General features: G+C 63.9%; 15 protein-coding genes. 12 read left to right on the top strand and 3 right to left on the bottom strand.

Annotated elements, in window-relative coordinates; translation table 11 throughout:
* Positions 1 to 47: 47 nt before the first annotated feature.
* The 4 genes from gmd to C7G61_RS06615 all read left to right on the top strand — a co-directional run bounded on the left by gmd (position 48) and on the right by C7G61_RS06615 (position 4,140).
* The gene (gmd, locus tag C7G61_RS06630; RefSeq protein ID WP_108513277.1) at positions 48 to 1,133 is read left to right on the top strand and encodes a GDP-mannose 4,6-dehydratase; all 1,086 of its coding nucleotides are present in this window, start codon (positions 48 to 50) and stop codon (positions 1,131 to 1,133) included.
* Positions 1,114 to 2,058: a GDP-L-fucose synthase gene (gene fcl / locus C7G61_RS06625; RefSeq protein WP_108513276.1), complete on the top strand. Its 945-nt coding sequence runs from the start codon at positions 1,114 to 1,116 to the stop codon at positions 2,056 to 2,058. The genes gmd and fcl overlap by 20 nt, the downstream gene beginning before the upstream one ends.
* A gap of 111 nt (positions 2,059 to 2,169) precedes the next feature.
* Complete coding sequence (locus C7G61_RS06620) at positions 2,170 to 3,150, top strand: Bug family tripartite tricarboxylate transporter substrate binding protein (protein WP_108513275.1); 981 nt, start codon at positions 2,170 to 2,172, stop codon at positions 3,148 to 3,150.
* A 402-nt stretch (positions 3,151 to 3,552) separates the two neighbouring features.
* Positions 3,553 to 4,140, top strand: a complete 588-nt coding sequence (locus C7G61_RS06615; RefSeq protein ID WP_244608153.1) for a hypothetical protein — start codon at positions 3,553 to 3,555, stop codon at positions 4,138 to 4,140.
* 51 nt (positions 4,141 to 4,191) lie between these two features.
* Here the strand turns inward: C7G61_RS06615 and C7G61_RS06610 are convergent, their stop codons facing one another.
* On the bottom strand, positions 4,192 to 5,031 hold the full coding sequence (locus C7G61_RS06610; RefSeq protein WP_108513273.1) for a uroporphyrinogen-III synthase: 840 nt from the start codon (positions 5,029 to 5,031) through the stop codon (positions 4,192 to 4,194).
* A gap of 139 nt (positions 5,032 to 5,170) precedes the next feature.
* On the opposite strand from C7G61_RS06610, the gene purU reads away from it, so the two are divergent.
* The gene (purU, locus tag C7G61_RS06605) at positions 5,171 to 6,034 is read left to right on the top strand and encodes a formyltetrahydrofolate deformylase (protein ID WP_108513272.1); all 864 of its coding nucleotides are present in this window, start codon (positions 5,171 to 5,173) and stop codon (positions 6,032 to 6,034) included.
* On the opposite strand, the gene C7G61_RS06600 is transcribed toward purU, so the two are convergent.
* Positions 6,031 to 6,297: a hypothetical protein gene (locus C7G61_RS06600; protein WP_108513271.1), complete on the bottom strand. Its 267-nt coding sequence runs from the start codon at positions 6,295 to 6,297 to the stop codon at positions 6,031 to 6,033. The genes purU and C7G61_RS06600 overlap by 4 nt on opposite strands.
* 343 nt (positions 6,298 to 6,640) lie before the next feature.
* On the opposite strand from C7G61_RS06600, the gene C7G61_RS06595 reads away from it, so the two are divergent.
* From C7G61_RS06595 to C7G61_RS06565, 7 genes are all read left to right on the top strand, one after another.
* Positions 6,641 to 7,819, top strand: a complete 1,179-nt coding sequence (locus tag C7G61_RS06595; RefSeq protein WP_108513270.1) for an ABC transporter substrate-binding protein — start codon at positions 6,641 to 6,643, stop codon at positions 7,817 to 7,819.
* A 219-nt stretch (positions 7,820 to 8,038) separates the two neighbouring features.
* Positions 8,039 to 8,908 (top strand): branched-chain amino acid ABC transporter permease, encoded by an 870-nt coding sequence (locus C7G61_RS06590; RefSeq protein WP_108513269.1) that lies wholly within the window; start codon positions 8,039 to 8,041, stop codon positions 8,906 to 8,908.
* A gap of 7 nt (positions 8,909 to 8,915) precedes the next feature.
* The gene (locus C7G61_RS06585; RefSeq protein ID WP_108513268.1) at positions 8,916 to 9,947 is read left to right on the top strand and encodes a branched-chain amino acid ABC transporter permease; all 1,032 of its coding nucleotides are present in this window, start codon (positions 8,916 to 8,918) and stop codon (positions 9,945 to 9,947) included.
* Entirely contained in the window at positions 9,944 to 10,696 is a 753-nt protein-coding gene (locus C7G61_RS06580) for an ABC transporter ATP-binding protein (RefSeq protein ID WP_108513267.1), read from the top strand. Before C7G61_RS06585 ends, C7G61_RS06580 begins: the two co-directional genes overlap by 4 nt.
* Positions 10,689 to 11,405, top strand: a complete 717-nt coding sequence (locus C7G61_RS06575; RefSeq protein ID WP_108513266.1) for an ABC transporter ATP-binding protein — start codon at positions 10,689 to 10,691, stop codon at positions 11,403 to 11,405. Before C7G61_RS06580 ends, C7G61_RS06575 begins: the two co-directional genes overlap by 8 nt.
* 20 nt (positions 11,406 to 11,425) lie before the next feature.
* Positions 11,426 to 12,544 carry a cobalamin-independent methionine synthase II family protein gene (locus C7G61_RS06570; RefSeq protein WP_108513265.1) on the top strand — a complete coding sequence of 373 codons (1,119 nt, stop codon included), beginning with the start codon at positions 11,426 to 11,428 and terminating at the stop codon, positions 12,542 to 12,544.
* A 38-nt stretch (positions 12,545 to 12,582) separates the two neighbouring features.
* Positions 12,583 to 13,719 (top strand): flavin-containing monooxygenase, encoded by a 1,137-nt coding sequence (locus tag C7G61_RS06565; RefSeq protein WP_190241691.1) that lies wholly within the window; start codon positions 12,583 to 12,585, stop codon positions 13,717 to 13,719.
* Here C7G61_RS06565 and C7G61_RS06560 read toward each other — a convergent pair whose 3' ends face one another.
* Complete coding sequence (locus C7G61_RS06560; RefSeq protein WP_108513263.1) at positions 13,720 to 15,465, bottom strand: caspase family protein; 1,746 nt, start codon at positions 15,463 to 15,465, stop codon at positions 13,720 to 13,722. It abuts the gene before it with no gap.
* Between the last annotated feature and the right edge of the window lie 51 nt (positions 15,466 to 15,516).

Here is a 15,516-nt window from a genome sequence, read left to right as displayed (position 1 = left end):
GGGGGTCGAAATGCTATGGCCTGCGCGAGAACGCGTTTGGAGAAGATATGACGGCTCAGGATTCACAGCGGCGCGTGGCGCTGATCACCGGCGTCACCGGCCAGGACGGCGCCTATCTGGCCGAATATCTGCTCGGCCTTGGCTACACCGTCCATGGCGTCAAGCGGCGGTCGTCCTCGTTCAACACCGCCCGCATCGATCACCTCTACCAGGATCCGCATTCCCGCAACGTGCCGTTCCTGCTGCATTACGGTGACATGACTGACTCGACCAACCTGATCCGGCTGATGCAGCAGATCAGGCCGACCGAGATCTACAACCTCGCCGCCCAGAGCCATGTCGGCGTCAGTTTTGAGAGCCCGGAATATACCGCCAATGCCGACGCCATCGGCGTGCTGCGGCTACTCGAAGCGATCCGGATCCTCGGCATGGAGAAGGAGACGCGGTTTTATCAGGCCTCGACCTCGGAACTCTACGGTCTCGTGCAAGAGGTGCCGCAGAAGGAGAGCACGCCGTTCTATCCGCGCTCGCCCTATGGCGTCGCAAAGCTGTACGGCTACTGGATCACGGTCAATTACCGCGAGGCCTACGGCATATTTGCCAGTAACGGCATCCTGTTCAACCATGAGAGCCCGATCCGCGGCGAGACGTTTGTGACGCGCAAGATCACGCGCAGCGTTGCCCGGATCGAGACTGGTCTGGAAGAGGCGCTCTATCTCGGCAATCTCGAAGCCAAGCGCGACTGGGGGCATGCGCGGGATTATGTCGAAGGCATGCACAGGATATTGCAGGCGGATGCCCCCGACGATTTCGTGCTGGCGACCGGCGAGACCCGTTCGGTGCGCGAATTCGTCGAGCTGGCGTTTGCCGAAGTCGGCCGCACCATCGAATGGCGCGGCAAGGGCGCCGATGAAACCGGCGTGGACGGCAAGTCCGGCAAGACCCTGGTCAGGATCGATCCGGTCTACTTCCGGCCGACCGAAGTCGATCTTCTGGTCGGCGACGCCAGCAAGGCGCGCGAGAAACTTGGCTGGAAGCCCAAGACCTCGTTTGCCCAGTTGGTCAAGGAAATGGTCGCAAGCGATCTCGCAGAGGCGCGGCGGGAGGTGGCCAATGGCGAGGCTGCCGTTTGAGCTGGAGGGCAAGACGGTCTACGTCGCCGGCCACCGCGGCATGGTCGGCTCGGCGCTGGTACGCCGGCTGGCGGCGGAAAATGTCGAACTGCTGACGGCGAGCCGCGGCGAAGCCGATCTGCGCGATCAGGCCGCGGTCAACCGCTGGTTCGCCGCCAAGCGCCCGCAGGTGGTGTTTCTCGCGGCCGCCAAGGTCGGCGGCATCGTCGCCAACAACACGCTGCGCGCCGAATTCCTCTACGACAATCTGGTGATTGCGGCGAATGTGATCCATGCGGCGCATGTCAACGGCGCCGAGAAGCTGATGTTCCTCGGTTCGTCCTGCATCTATCCGAAGCTGGCGCCGCAGCCGTTGCGCGAGGACGCCATGCTGACGGGGCCGCTGGAGCCGACCAACGAGCCCTATGCGATTGCCAAGATCGCCGGGATCAAGATGGTGGAGGCCTATCGCAGCCAATATGGCGCCGACTTCATCAACGTGATGCCGACCAATCTCTACGGCAGCGGCGACAATTATCATCCCGAATACAGCCACGTCGTCGCCGCCCTGATCCGCCGCTTCCACGAGGCGAAGATGTCCGGCGCCAGTGAGGTCGTGGTCTGGGGCACCGGCACGCCGCGGCGTGAGTTCCTCTATGTCGACGACCTCGCCGATGCCTGCATCCATTTGATGAAGACCTATTCCGGCGATGAGCTGGTCAATATCGGCACCGGAGAGGACATCACGATCGCCGAATTTGCCCGGGTGGTCGCAGCGACCGTCGGCTATGCCGGCGATATCTCCTTCGACACGTCGCGCCCGGACGGCACCCCGCGCAAGCTGCTCGACGTCAGCCGGCTGGCCAAGCTTGGCTGGCGAGCCTCTACCTCGCTGGAGGACGGCATCAGGCTCGCCTATCAGGCTTTCCTGAGCGAGACGAAGTGACGCGGTAAACCTTCCGCCTCCGGACTGAGAATATTTGTCGGCTTGGCGACGCTCCACGGATAGTATGCGCACCCAGGCGGCCGCAAGAGCCGCCAGTGCGTCGGAGGAAACATGAAAAAATTTCAGCGTCGTCAATTTTTGCAATTCGCAGCCGGTGCGGCTGCGCTTCCGCTCGCATCCGGAAGTGCAAGCGCGCAGGCCTACCCCGCGCGGCCGGTTCGCATCGTGATCGGTTACACGCCAGGCGGCTCGGCAGACCTCACGTCGCGCCTGATGGGGCAATGGCTGTCGGAAAAGCTCGGGCAATCATTCGTTATCGAAAACCGGCCGGGCGGCGGCACCAATATCGCCACCGAGTCCGTGCTGCGCGCTACGCCGGACGGCTACACGCTGCTGCTGGTCGCGCCGGCGAATGCGATCAACGCCACGCTTTACGACAAGCTGCCGTTCGATTTCATGAAGGAGATGGAGCCGATCGCCGGCATCATCCGCTTTCCCAATGTCGTGGTGGTGCACCCATCGCTGCCGATCAAATCGATTCCTGAATTGATTGCCTATGCCAAGGCCAACCCGGGCAAGCTCAACATGGCGTCATCCGGCAACGGCTCGACGATCCACATGTCGGGTGAGCTGTTCAAGATGCTGACCGGCATCAACATGCAGCATGTGCCCTACCGCGGCGGCGCGCCGGCACTTACCGACATGCTCTCCGGCGTGATGCAGGTGATGTTCGACAATCTTCCGACTTGCGCCGAGCACGTCAAATCCGGCAAGCTTCGCGGCCTTGCGGTCACCAGCACGACCCGCTCGGACGTGCTGCCGGACCTGCCGCTGGTCGCCGATTATCTGCCGGGCTACGAGGCAAGCGCATGGTATGGCCTCGCGGCGCCGAAAGGCACGCCGCCCGAAATCGTCGACAGGCTCAACAAGGCAGTCAACGAAATCCTCGCCGATCCCAAGGCCAAGGCGCGGTTCACCGAGATCGGCGCCATTCTGCTGCCGGGCTCGGCCGCCGACTTCGGCAAGCTGGTGGCGGACGAAACCGAGAAATGGGGCAAAGTGGTCAAGTTCGCCGGCGCCAAGGTGGATTAGGCTGTGAGTCGATAAATTCAGTGGTCGGCGGAGGTCTGCTCTTGGTGCATATGCCGGACCAGGGTCGGACATTGCGCCGCTCGCATTTGGGCAAACGACAGACCTGAACGTCCATCGACGCCGCGCGGCTGTAGGATCGGCACTCATGCCTAGATATCGTTCCGAGCCAGAATGAATCCACCGCGTTGCCGGATTTGAGCCGCAATGCGACCTAGGTCGCGGCCAAAGGTGGTGCAGGGGGCGCAACACCGGGGTGTTTCCATGTCCGGTCATTTGCGATTTTGCTTCGCTGCTTTTGTCCTTCTCGCAGGTCTCTCGGCATCGCCTGCGTCTTCGAATCCTTTTGCAGACTTGTTCAATGTCGCTCCCCGGCAAGCCCCCGCTCCCGCGGAAGAGGAGTGCGTGCCACGGCCCGGCAAGTCGACAACGGCCGGCCAGCGCTGGGTCTATCGTGTGGAAGGCCACCGCAAATGCTGGTTCCAGACCGCTGAGGGGACCGCGGTGAAGAAGCAGGTTCGTTATCGCGCCACGAAGCCTAGTGTCGCCGCTCCCGAGGAGAACGAGGCCGAGCGGCACAAGCGGAAGGCGGTCGTGGATGCGCGTGCGGAGCTGCTGCGCTCCGCACCGGCGGAAACGGCTCAGCCAATGCGGCCCGCGCCCGAGCTCAAGGTGGCTGATGCCGCTTCCGTCCTAACTACGGGGGCCGCGGCCTTCGCGCCGCCGGCACCCATCGAAAACCGCGCGACCGATCGGCTCACGCCCGACCACCGCACGCCACATCAGGTCGACGTGGAGACGCTTCTGGCGGCCGCACCGGCCACCAGCGACTCCGTTGCCGCTGCGCCGGTCGCCTTTTCCTTTACCGAGGCGGCCGATGACGGGCAGGACTGGATGGCAACTTGGCTTGGCGTGCTGCTGATGGCGCTGGGGCTCGTCTCCGTCTTAGGCTCAAGCAGGACCCTTCGGGAGGTCGCGCTTTTGCGCGATTGATGCGAAGACGGGTCGGCGGCTAGTTGCGCTCAGAGTCCACACACCCTGGTCTTACATTGCCTTGCGCGGCGGATTTTTGCCGAGCGCCGCCGCCATCGCCGAAATCAGCGGCCGCATGAAGAAGGCGTCCTCGGCCGGGTAGATGTCGGTGCGCAGGCCATGCGACTTGAGTTCGTCCGAAACTGCCGGTCCGACGGAAGCGATTGGCGTGCGATCGAGCCCGTCGCGGAGTCGGTCCTCGCAGCCGCGCGCGCGGGCGACCTCGACCAGGCGGCGGATCTGGCCGAGATTGGTCAGCGCGATCGCGTCGATGCGGCCTGCCGCCATCTCGTCGATCGCGGCGATGATGTTGGCGTCGGCGGCCTGCGCGTCATAGGCATAGGGCAGCACGGTATCGACCTCGGCGCCTTGCGCCTTGATCGCGCCGATCAGGACGCTGTGATCCTTGTCCGGGTAAAGCTGCAGGCCGAGGCGATGGCCGTTGAGATCGAGGCGCGACAGCATCTCGACGATGCCTTCGGAGGTCGGCTTTTCCGTCGTCATCTGCGGTTCCAGCCCGATTTCGCGCAGCGCCTTGCCCGGTTTGGGCCCGCGCGCAAATGTACGCGCCTTGCCGAGTGAGGCGACGAATGCCTGTTCAGTACCGATGCGCCGGACCACCTTCATCAGCCGGCGCAGGCCTTCGCCCGTCATCAGCACGACATCGTCGAAGGGCCTTTCAATGCATCGTCCGATCCAGGCCTCGACCGGCGCGGGGTCCGGCGCGTCGTGGATGGTGAACATCGGACATTGCAGCACGTCGGCGCCCTGCTCGGTGAGCAGGCGGGAAAACTGCGCTTCCTCGCGCGTTTCCAGGATCAGGATGCGGTAGCCGTTCAATCTGTCTGCCATGGTCTCGCTCCAACGCTTTTGCTTCGCGCTTTGTTCATCCTGACCCCGGTTTCGGGATTGGCGCAAGCGTATGCGCGGTGATAGAGCAGGGCCGCAATCGCCGCTTCACCCTTTTGCCCGAATTATTGTCAGTTTCGCCATGCCCGATCACCAGTTCGTCCTGACCCTGTCCTGCCCGGATCGCCCCGGCATCGTTTCCGCGGTGTCGACCTTTCTCGCCCATAACGGGCAGAACATTCTGGACGCCCAGCAGTTCGACGACATCGAAACCGGAAAATTCTTCATGCGGGTGGTGTTCACCGCGGCCGATCTCGCGGTCGAATTGCAGGCCCTGCAGACCGGCTTCACCGCGATCGCCGACCGCTTCGGCATGGAATGGCAGATGCGCGACCGCGCCAGCCGCCGCCGGGTGATGCTGCTGGTCTCCAAGTCGGATCATTGCCTGGTCGATATCCTCTATCGCTGGCGCACCGGCGAACTCGAGATGATCCCAACCGCTGTTGTCTCCAACCATCCGCGCGAGACCTACGGCAATCTCGATTTCGGCGAGATCCCGTTCCACTACATGCCGGTGACGAAGGAAACCAGGCGCGAGCAGGAAGAGGCGGTCCTGAAACTGGTTCAGGACACCAAGACCGATCTCGTGGTGCTGGCGCGTTACATGCAGATCCTGTCGGACGAGATGTCGGCAAGGCTGTCGGGGCGCTGCATCAATATCCACCACTCGTTCCTGCCGGGCTTCAAGGGCGCGCGTCCCTACCACCAGGCCCACGAGCGTGGCGTCAAACTGATCGGCGCCACCGCGCATTACGTCACCCGCGATCTCGACGAGGGTCCGATCATCGACCAGGACGTCGAGCGCATCAGCCACCGCGACACGCCGGAAGATCTCTCGCGCAAGGGCCGCGACATCGAGCGCCGCGTGCTGGCGCGCGCCATGCGCTATCACCTCGAGGATCGCGTGATCCTCAATGGCCGCAAGACGGTCGTGTTCATGGACTAGCGAGCCGCATCCTGCGATGAGGGCGCGGGCTTGGTTTCCTCGCCCCGTTCGGATGCCGGCAACAGCCGCTTTCGCTCGCGCTCCCGCATATACTCGTCGTATTTCGCGGTCCCGGGACGTGGCGGCACATCCGCGGGCATGCCGCCGATCGCTGCCGGAATGGCGTCGCTGACACCGGCTGCGATCGTGCCGCAACCGGCCAAGCCGCAGCCCGCGAGGGCAACGGTGACGATCGTGACAATATGGCGCGCGCTGGTTGGCATCGGCAGCAGGTTACGACCTGACCCTTTAAGGATGATGGATTTAGGGCGCCGGGAACCGACGAACGCTCCTAGTTGACAGGACCATTTCATTTGTACAATCGTACAAATAGGCGGCCAATCTTGGGAGGCGTCGGGCGGCGAGATTGGATCATATTATAATACCGTCGCCTATTTCACGACATTTCCGGCAGCCCGGCCTTTTCGCCGCGGCGCGCCAATGGTCCGATTGACAAAAGGGCGGCCAAGGACGCCATGTTGCCGCGCTACCCGGCCGAAAAATCTGGGTTATGGTGGAGATCAAGGGCCGGGGACTCGGTTCAGGACACAAGGCCGATCAGGGGGAATGTTCATGTCTATTCGCAGTCACATGTTGCTGGCCACAGGCGCCGTCGCGGCAATGCTGGCGTTCGCGCCGGCTCACGCCCAGGAGACCGTCAAGATCGGCCTGATCCTGCCGATGACCGGCGGCCAGGCATCGACCGGCAAGCAGATCGACAACGCGGTCAAGCTCTACATGCAGCAGAACGGCGATACCGTCGCCGGCAAGAAGATCGAAGTCATCCTGAAGGACGACGCGGCGGTTCCCGACAACACCAAGCGCCTCGCGCAGGAACTGATCGTCAACGACAAGGTCAGTTTCATCGCGGGTTTTGGCGTGACGCCCGCTGCACTCGCGGCGGCGCCGCTGGCGACGCAGGCCAAGGTTCCGGAAATCGTGATGGCGGCGGGCACCTCGATCATCACCGAGCGTTCGCCCTATATCGTGCGCACCTCCTTCACGCTGGCGCAGTCGTCGACCATCATCGGTGACTGGGCCGCCAAGAACGGCATCAAGAAGGTGGCGACGCTGACCTCCGACTATGCGCCCGGCAACGACGCCCTCAACTTCTTCAAGCAGAACTTCACCGCCGGCGGCGGCGAGATCGTGGAAGAGGTGAAGGTGCCGCTGCAAAACCCTGATTTTGCTCCGTTCCTGCAGCGCATGAAGGATTCCAAACCCGACGCCGTGTTCGTGTTTGTGCCGGCAGGACAGGGCGGCAACTTCATGAAGCAATATGCCGAGCGCGGGCTCGACAAGTCGGGCATCAAGGTGATCGGTCCCGGCGACGTGATGGACGACGATCTGCTCAACGGCATGGGCGATGCGGCGCTCGGCACCGTCACCGCGCATCTCTATTCTGCGGCGCATCCCTCGGCGGCAAATAAGGAATTCGTCGCCGCCTACAAGAAGGCCTTCGGCTCGCGCCCGGGCTTCATGGCGGTCGGCGGCTATGACGGCATCCGCCTGATCTACGAGGCGCTAAAGAAGACCGGCGGCAAGACCGATGGCGATGCGCTGATCGCGGCGATGAAGGGCATGAAGTGGGAAAGCCCGCGCGGCCCGATCTCGATCGATCCGGAAACCCGCGACATCGTGCAGAACATCTACATCCGCAAGGTCGAGAAGGTCGACGGCGAACTCTACAACGTCGAATTCGCGACCTTCGAGGCGGTGAAGGATTCCGGCAAGACGAAGAAGTGAGGTTCGTGCCTGTGGCTTGCCCCTCACCCCAACCCTCTCCCCGCAAGGGCGGGGCGAGGGAGCAGGGTGGCGCTCGTGGCATGCACCTTCGTTTTGTCGAGAAGACACAAGCGTTCCTGTCGCGCTAACCTCGCCCCGCTCTTGCGGGGAGAGGTCGGATCGCGCAGCGATCCGGGTGAGGGGCTCGCGCCACAATCGTTCTGTCTGAGATAGCTGATAATGACTACGCTGTTCACCATCCTGTTCGACGGTGTCGCCTACGGCATGCTGCTGTTCGTACTCGCCTGCGGGCTGGCGGTGACGCTGGGGTTGATGAATTTCGTCAATCTTGCCCACGGCGCCTTCGCCATGACCGGCGGCTACATCTGCGCGGTGCTGGTCAACAATTCCGGCTGGCCGTTCTTTACGGCGCTGCCGCTCGCCTTTGTCTCGGCCGCCGCGATAGGCGTCGCGCTGGAGCGAACGCTCTACCGCCACCTCTACACCCGCAGCCATCTCGATCAGGTGCTGTTCACGATCGGCCTGACCTTTATGTCGGTGGCGGCGGTCGACTACATCATGGGATCGTCGCGGATCTTCATCAAGCTGCCGGCGGCGCTCGAGGGCCAGTTTGATTTCTTCGGCGTCGGCATCGGCCGCTACCGGCTGATGATCATCGTGATTTGTGGCCTGCTCACGGTGGCGCTGCAATTGATCCTGGCGAAGACCCGCTTCGGCAGCCGCCTGCGCGCGGCCGTCGACGATCCCCGCGCGGCAAGCGGCCTCGGCATCAACGTGCCGCAGGTCTTTGCCTTTACCTTCGCTTTCGGCTGCGGCCTTGCCGGCCTCGGCGGGGCGCTGAGCGCCGAGATCCTCGGGCTCGATCCGTATTTTCCGCTAAAATTCATGATCTACTTTTTGATCGTGGTCACCGTCGGCGGCTCCTCCAGCATCACCGGGCCGTTCCTCGCGTCGCTATTGCTCGGCATCGGCGACGTCGCCGGCAAATATTACGTGCCGAAGATGGGGCCGTTCGTCATCTACACCATCATGATCGTGATCCTGATCTGGCGTCCGAACGGCCTGTTCGGCCGCACCGCCACGCGATGAGCCCGCGATGACCGCAGTAACCGACGTCTCATCCCATGCCATCGCCCGCGCCCGCTGGCGCCCCGCCGAAATCGCATTCTGGATTCTGGCCGCATCCTGCGCGTTCCTGTTTCCCTCCCGCTATTTGATCATGACCGACATCATTCGGCTGGCGTTGTTCACGCTGTCGCTCGATCTGATCCTGGGTTACGCCGGCATCGTCTCGCTGGGGCACGCCGCCTTCTTCGGCGTCGGTGCGTATTCGGCGGGCTTGCTGGCGTTGCATGGCATCATCAACGAGCCGGTGATCGCGCTGGTCGCGGCCGGCCTGATCGCGACCGTGCTCGGCTTTCTCACGAGTTTCCTCGTCATCCGCGGCGTCGACCTGACCCGGCTGATGGTGACGCTCGGCATCGCGCTGCTGCTGGAGGCGCTGGCGGAACGGTTCTCCAACATCACCGGCGGCACCGATGGGCTGCAGGGCATCGAGATGCAGCCGATCCTCGGCCTGTTTGCGTTCGATATGTTCGGCAAGACCGGATTCTTCTACTCGCTGATCGTGCTGTTCCTGCTGTTTCTGCTGGCGCGGCGGATCGTGAACTCGCCGTTCGGCCTGTCGCTGCGGGCGATCAAGAACAATCCGCTGCGGGCGTCCGCGATCGGTGTGCCCGTCAACCGCCGCCTGATCGCAATCTATACAGTGGCGGCGTTCTATGCCGGCATTGCCGGGGCGCTTTTCACCCAGACCACGGCATTGGCCTCACTCGACGTGTTCGCGTTCGAGCGCTCGGCCGACCTGATGCTGGTGCTCGTCATCGGCGGCACCGGCTATCTCTACGGCGGGCTGATTGGCGCGGTCGTGTTCAAGATGCTGCAGGAGCTGTTCCAGACCATTACGCCGCAATACTGGATGTTCTGGATCGGGCTCGTTCTGGTCGTGATCGTGCTGGTGGGCCGCGAGCGCATCCATCGCTGGGTGCTTTGGGGACCGAACCTGTTGATCCGCCAGGTCTTCGGCCGCAAGGCCGTCGTGGCCGTTCCCGAAAGCGATGCGCCATGACGATCGCGCTGGAAACCAAGGGACTGGAGAAATCCTTCGGCGGCTTGAAGGTTACGCGCGATCTGTCGCTGCAGGTGGAGCAGGGCGCCCGCCACGCCCTGATCGGGCCGAACGGCGCCGGCAAGACCACCGTCATCAATCTCCTGACCGGCGTGCTCAGGCCCAATGGAGGGCGGATCCTGCTCGAAGGCAACGACATCACCGATCTGCCGGTCCACACCCGGGTGCTGCGCGGGCTGTCGCGCACCTTCCAGATCAATCAGCTCTATGCCGACCTGACCCCACTCGAGACGATCGGGCTTGCGGTTTCAGAACGGCTCGGCCGTGGCGGCGACTGGTGGCGGCGGATGGGCACGCGCGCCGACGTCAACGAGGAGATAGCAGAAACGCTCGGGCGCTTTCATCTGCTCGACGTGATGAACGAACTGACCGCGACGCTTCCTTACGGCAAACAGCGTCTGCTCGAAATCGCGGTCGCGATCGCGACCAAGCCCCGCGTGCTGCTGCTCGACGAGCCCGCCGCTGGCGTGCCCGAGAGCGAACGCCACGATATCCTGGCGGCGGTCGCCGCGCTGCCGCGCGACGTCACCGTACTGCTGATCGAACACGACATGGATCTGGTGTTCTCGTTCGCCGACCGCATTTCCGTCCTAGTCAACGGCGCCATGCTGGTGGAGGGACCGCCCGACGAGGTGGCCAGGGATCCGCAGGTCAAGGCGGTCTATCTCGGTGAGGCCGCCGATGTCTGATCTTCTCGCCATCGATGCCTTGCGCGCCGGCTACGGCGAAGCGGTGGTGCTGCCTTCGATGTCGCTGACGCTGGGCGAGGGCCAGGTGCTGGCGCTGCTCGGCCGCAACGGCACCGGCAAGACCACGCTGATCAATTCGATCGTCGGCATCACCCGCCGCTTCGGCGGAAACCTTGCACTTGGCGGGCTGGACATCACGGCGATGCGGCCGGACCAGCGGGCGCGGGCGGGGATCGGCTGGGTGCCGCAGGAGCGCAATATTTTCCGCTCGCTGACGGTCGAGGAAAACATGACCGCGGTGGCCCAGCCGGGTCCCTGGACCGTGGATAAGGTTTACGAAATGTTTCCGCGGCTGAAGGAACGCCGCAATAATTTCGGCAACCAGCTTTCCGGTGGCGAGCAGCAGATGCTGGCGATCGGCCGCGCGCTGACCCTCAATCCCAAGGTTTTGCTGCTCGACGAGCCGACCGAGGGCCTGGCGCCGATCATCGTCGAGGAACTGCTCCGGGCGCTCGGCACCATCACCCGCTCGGGGGGCATCTGTTCGATCATCGTCGAGCAGAATGCGCAAAAGATTCTGGGGCTGGCCGATCGGGTTGTGATATTGGAACGCGGCGCAATCGTGCATGATGCGCCAAGCCGCGCGTTGAAGGCTGATCCTGCGGTGCTCGAACGCTATCTCGGCGTCGCCGGCGCCGCTGCGCATTAGATTTGATGGGAGTTGAGACCATGCAGAGAACCAAAGCCCCGTTCCGCGCCGACGAGGTCGGCAGCCTGTTGCGGCCACCGCGCATCAAGGAAGCGCGCGCCAAGCTCGAGAAGGGCGAAATCACGGCGGAGGATTTGCGCAAGGCCGAGGACCTCGAGATCGAAAAGGTCGTGCACAAGCAGGCTTCCATCGGCCTGAAGCTCGCGACCGACGGCGAGTTCCGCCGCTCCTGGTGGCATTTCGATTTTCTCGCCAAGCTCGGCGGCTGCGAGCTGTTCCACCCCGAGACCGGTATTCAGTTCGCGGGCGTCGAGACCCGCCATGACGCCGTCCGCGTGATCGGCAAGCTCGATTTCCCGGACAACCATCCGATGCTGGATCATTTCCGCTTCCTGAAGAAGCATGCCGACACCGCGCACGTGACGCCGAAGATGACGATCCCGTCGCCCGCGGTGCTGCATTTCCGCGGCGGCCGCAAGTCGATCTCGAAGGAGGTCTATCCTGATCTGGAGGAGTTCTTCCTCGACCTCGGCAAGACCTATCGCAAGGCGGTGAAGGCATTCTACGACGCCGGCTGCCGCTACCTGCAGTTCGACGACACCGTGTGGGCCTATCTCTGCTCGCAGGAAGAGTTGCAGAAGGCGCGCGAGCGCGGCGACAATCCCGATGGCCTGCAGGAAATCTACGCGCGCGTCATCAACTACGCGCTGGCCGAGCGTCCGGCCGACATGGTGGCCACCACGCATGTCTGCCGCGGCAATTTCCGCTCGACCTGGATCTCGTCCGGCGGCTACGAGCCGGTGGCCGAGACCATGCTGGCCGGCACCAATTACGACGGCTACTTCCTCGAATATGATTCCGACCGCGCCGGTGGCTTCGAGCCGCTGCGCTATTTGCCGAAGGGCAACAAGGTGGTCGTGGTCGGCGTCATTACGTCGAAATTCGGCGAGCTGGAGAAGAAGGACGACATCAAGCGCCGCCTCGAAGAGGCCGCCAAATTCGCGCCCCTCGACCAACTCGCGGTCTCGCCGCAATGCGGATTTGCCTCGACTGAGGAAGGCAACATCCTGTCCGAGGAAGAGCAATGGGCCAAGCTGAGCCTCGCGGTCGAAGTAGCGAACGAGGTGTGGGGGAAGTAAGCGCTTCTCCATCGTTGCGCGACGGCGGTCGGGATTTCGTGACGCCAACCCGTGACGCCATCATCGTCGGTGCGGGCCCCGCGGGGCTCGCTTGCGCCGTGACGATGCGCGCGGCGGGGCTTGACGTCATGCTGCTGGAGAAAGCCGGTCTGGTCGGCGCGGTGTGGCGGCGGCATTACGACTGGCTTCACCTCCACACGGACCGCAACCATTCCGGCCTGCCAGAAATGCCGATGCCGCCGGACTATCCGGCCTATCCGTCACGGGCGCAGATGGTCTCCTACCTCGAAAGCTACGCAGCCCGCTTTCAGATCAAGCCGGTCTTCAACACCAAGGTTTCACGCCTGCGGCGCGACGGTGCGCGATGGCTTGCCGACACGCCACTTGATGCGATTTCGGCGCCGGTCGTGGTGGTGGCGACGGGTATTGCGGACGCACCCTACCGTCCGTCCTGGCCGGGATTTGATATTTATTCCGGCGCGGTCATCCACAGCAGCCGCTATCGAAATCCCGAGCCGTATTCCGGCCAGCGCGTGCTCGTCATCGGCTTCGGCAATTCCGGCGGCGAGATCGCGCTTGATCTCGCCAATGCCGGCGTCGATGTCGCATTGGCCGTTCGCAGTCCGGTGCAGATCATACCGCGCGATCTGCTCGGCTTTCCGATTCTGTCGTGGGCGATCCTGTACCGGCGGCTGCCCGCGCGTTTCGTCGATTTCATCAACGCGCCGGTGCTGCGGCTGGCGGTGGGCAATTTCGAGAAGCTCGGCCTCAGGCGTGCCGCGAAGGGACCGCGTCAGATGATTGAAGAGGATGGACGCGTACCGCTGATCGACATCGGCACGCTCGCCAAAATCAGGGATGGCGCGATCAAGGTGCGCGGCGGTGTCGATCGCTTCACGGCCGACGGTGTGGTATTCACCGATGCAAGCACCGAAAAATTCGACGCCGTCATTCTCGCAACCGGCTTCCGCCCCAATCTGCGCCGGCTGGTGCCTGATGTCGAGGGCGTGTTCGATGACCACGGCATGCCGCTGGTCACGGGCGGGACGACCAATGTGCCGGGGCTATATTTCTGCGGCCAGATCACGGCGCCGACCGGGCAGTTGCGCGAAATCGGCATCGAGGCACAGCGGATCGCGAAGGCCGCGAAGGCATATTTGGCGCGAGAGGCCTGATTACTTCTCCGCCAGATAAACCTCACCCAGCAGCGACGAATTCGACCACGGCACCTGCTTGCCTTTGGTTGCGGCGACGACCTCCGCGCGGACCCGCGTCAGCATCTGCTGCACTTCTAACCCCGGCGTGCCGATGTGGCGCGTCAGCGCGGCCGAGAACGGGCTGTTGGCGCCTTCGCCGTCGAGCGCGACCTGTCCGGGCGCCGTTGCGAATGCGATCAGCGTGCCCGCACCTAACGTCGCGCCGGCGCCGAGTGTGGCCGGCACGGCCAGTCCCGATCCGGCCTCGATGTCACGGGCCGGGCCGGCAGAAGCCAGCTTCGGCGCCATCGGGTTGTTGCGGCAGGCATCGAGGATCAGGATGTTGGTCCGGACCTGGTCGTCGAGGCCGGCCATGATCGTATCCATGTCCATCATCGCTTCCGTCATGCCGCTGCCGGCCTGAAACTGGATATCGATCGGCGCCAGGTAATTGCGGCCATCGATCTGTACGCCGTGACCGGCATAGTAGACCACCGCCACCTGCGACCGCGCGGCATCGCGCAGGAAGTCGCGGATGGTCGCCTGCATCGCCGTGCGGTCGAGGTCGGTGCCTTCGGTCACCACGAATCCGATGTCGCGCAGGCTTTTTGCCATCGCGCGCGCATCGTTGGTCGGATTGGGCAGCGCCCTGACACGCGCATAGGCGCCGTTGCCGATCACCAGCGCGACGCGCCTGCTGGTTTCCCTGCCGGTCTCTGCGCGCTGGCGCTGCTCGGCTGCGGGGTGCGGGCTCGCTGCGCCCACCGGCGAAGCCGGCGCGGCTTTGCTGGCGGACGGCGCCGGTGCTGCAGGTGTATTTCGCGGCGCCGGCGGCACCGTCTCTGACAATAGCGACAGGCGAACTTTTGCGGTGGCCTGGTTTGCCTTGCTGCCGGCGTCGGAGGCCTTGCCTTCGAGCGCCGCGGCGTAATCCTGCCTGGCGCGGTCGAAATCGCCCTTTGCCTCATAGGCGAGCGCGCGATGGCTATAGGCCGAGATCAGCACGCTGCCCGGCGGCGTCATGATGTTGACCGGCGCTTTTGCTTTTGCGAGCCGGATCGCTTCGGTCGTATCAGCGATGGCGCGATCGAGATCGCCCTTGGCGCGCCAGATCACCGCGCGGCTGGTCAACGGCTGCGGCAATTCCGGGTCGAGCCGGATCGCCTCGTTGATGTCGGCCAGCGCGCCATCGAGATCGCCGAGCGCGCGTTTCGAAATGCCGCGGTTCTGCCAGGAAAACGCCGACGGCGGGCCGAGCTTGATCGCTTGATCGTAGTCGGCGATCGCCTTGGCGTATTCGCCCTTGGAGCGCCAGGCGTTGCCGCGGTTGTGAAAGATGATACCGCTCGGCGGCCCGATCCGCAGCGCGTCGTTGAAGTCCGCGATCGCGATGTCGTCCTCGCCCTTGTCGTAATAGGCCGAGCCACGCAGATTATAGGTGGCGGTGCTGGGGTGCAGGCGGATGGATTCGCCGGCGTCCGCGATCACCTGATTGTAGTTGCCTTTCTTGTTCCAGCCGACCGCGCGCCAGAAATAGATCGTCGCGAGCTTCTCGCCGGCAAACACCTTCAGCGCGATGATCTTGTTGCAGGCGTTGATCTGCTGATCGGCCGGTGTGGTGTCGGTGGTGCAGAGCGGCCCAAGTTGAGCGCGCGATTGGGCGAGGGAGGGCGCCGGCCAAAGCGCGGCGGCGAGCAGGGTAAGCGTCAGGATGGCGCGGCGCATCAGGTCCCCGTGAATGGCGGTCGCGAGTAGCGGATACCGCTTTGTTGCCCC

The organism is Bradyrhizobium algeriense, from assembly GCF_003062295.1.
In the GTDB taxonomy this organism is placed as follows: domain Bacteria; phylum Pseudomonadota; class Alphaproteobacteria; order Rhizobiales; family Xanthobacteraceae; genus Bradyrhizobium; species Bradyrhizobium algeriense.
The sequence above is the reverse complement of the archived record's forward strand: the minus strand, read 5'-3'. Positions and strand labels throughout refer to the sequence as shown.

Excerpts from the sequence above, each read along its gene's own strand:
- gmd (WP_108513277.1), top strand. The coding sequence starts at position 48 with ATGACGGCTCAGGATTCACAGCGGCGCGTGGCGCTGATCACCGGCGTC.
- fcl (WP_108513276.1), top strand. The coding sequence starts at position 1,114 with ATGGCGAGGCTGCCGTTTGAGCTGGAGGGCAAGACGGTCTACGTCGCC.
- C7G61_RS06620 (WP_108513275.1), top strand. The coding sequence starts at position 2,170 with ATGAAAAAATTTCAGCGTCGTCAATTTTTGCAATTCGCAGCCGGTGCG.
- C7G61_RS06610 (WP_108513273.1), bottom strand. The coding sequence starts at position 5,031 with ATGGCAGACAGATTGAACGGCTACCGCATCCTGATCCTGGAAACGCGC.
- purU (WP_108513272.1), top strand. The coding sequence starts at position 5,171 with ATGCCCGATCACCAGTTCGTCCTGACCCTGTCCTGCCCGGATCGCCCC.
- C7G61_RS06600 (WP_108513271.1), bottom strand. The coding sequence starts at position 6,297 with ATGCCAACCAGCGCGCGCCATATTGTCACGATCGTCACCGTTGCCCTC.
- C7G61_RS06595 (WP_108513270.1), top strand. The coding sequence starts at position 6,641 with ATGTTCATGTCTATTCGCAGTCACATGTTGCTGGCCACAGGCGCCGTC.
- C7G61_RS06590 (WP_108513269.1), top strand. The coding sequence starts at position 8,039 with ATGACTACGCTGTTCACCATCCTGTTCGACGGTGTCGCCTACGGCATG.
- C7G61_RS06585 (WP_108513268.1), top strand. The coding sequence starts at position 8,916 with ATGACCGCAGTAACCGACGTCTCATCCCATGCCATCGCCCGCGCCCGC.
- C7G61_RS06580 (WP_108513267.1), top strand. The coding sequence starts at position 9,944 with ATGACGATCGCGCTGGAAACCAAGGGACTGGAGAAATCCTTCGGCGGC.
- C7G61_RS06575 (WP_108513266.1), top strand. The coding sequence starts at position 10,689 with ATGTCTGATCTTCTCGCCATCGATGCCTTGCGCGCCGGCTACGGCGAA.
- C7G61_RS06570 (WP_108513265.1), top strand. The coding sequence starts at position 11,426 with ATGCAGAGAACCAAAGCCCCGTTCCGCGCCGACGAGGTCGGCAGCCTG.
- C7G61_RS06560 (WP_108513263.1), bottom strand. The coding sequence starts at position 15,465 with ATGCGCCGCGCCATCCTGACGCTTACCCTGCTCGCCGCCGCGCTTTGG.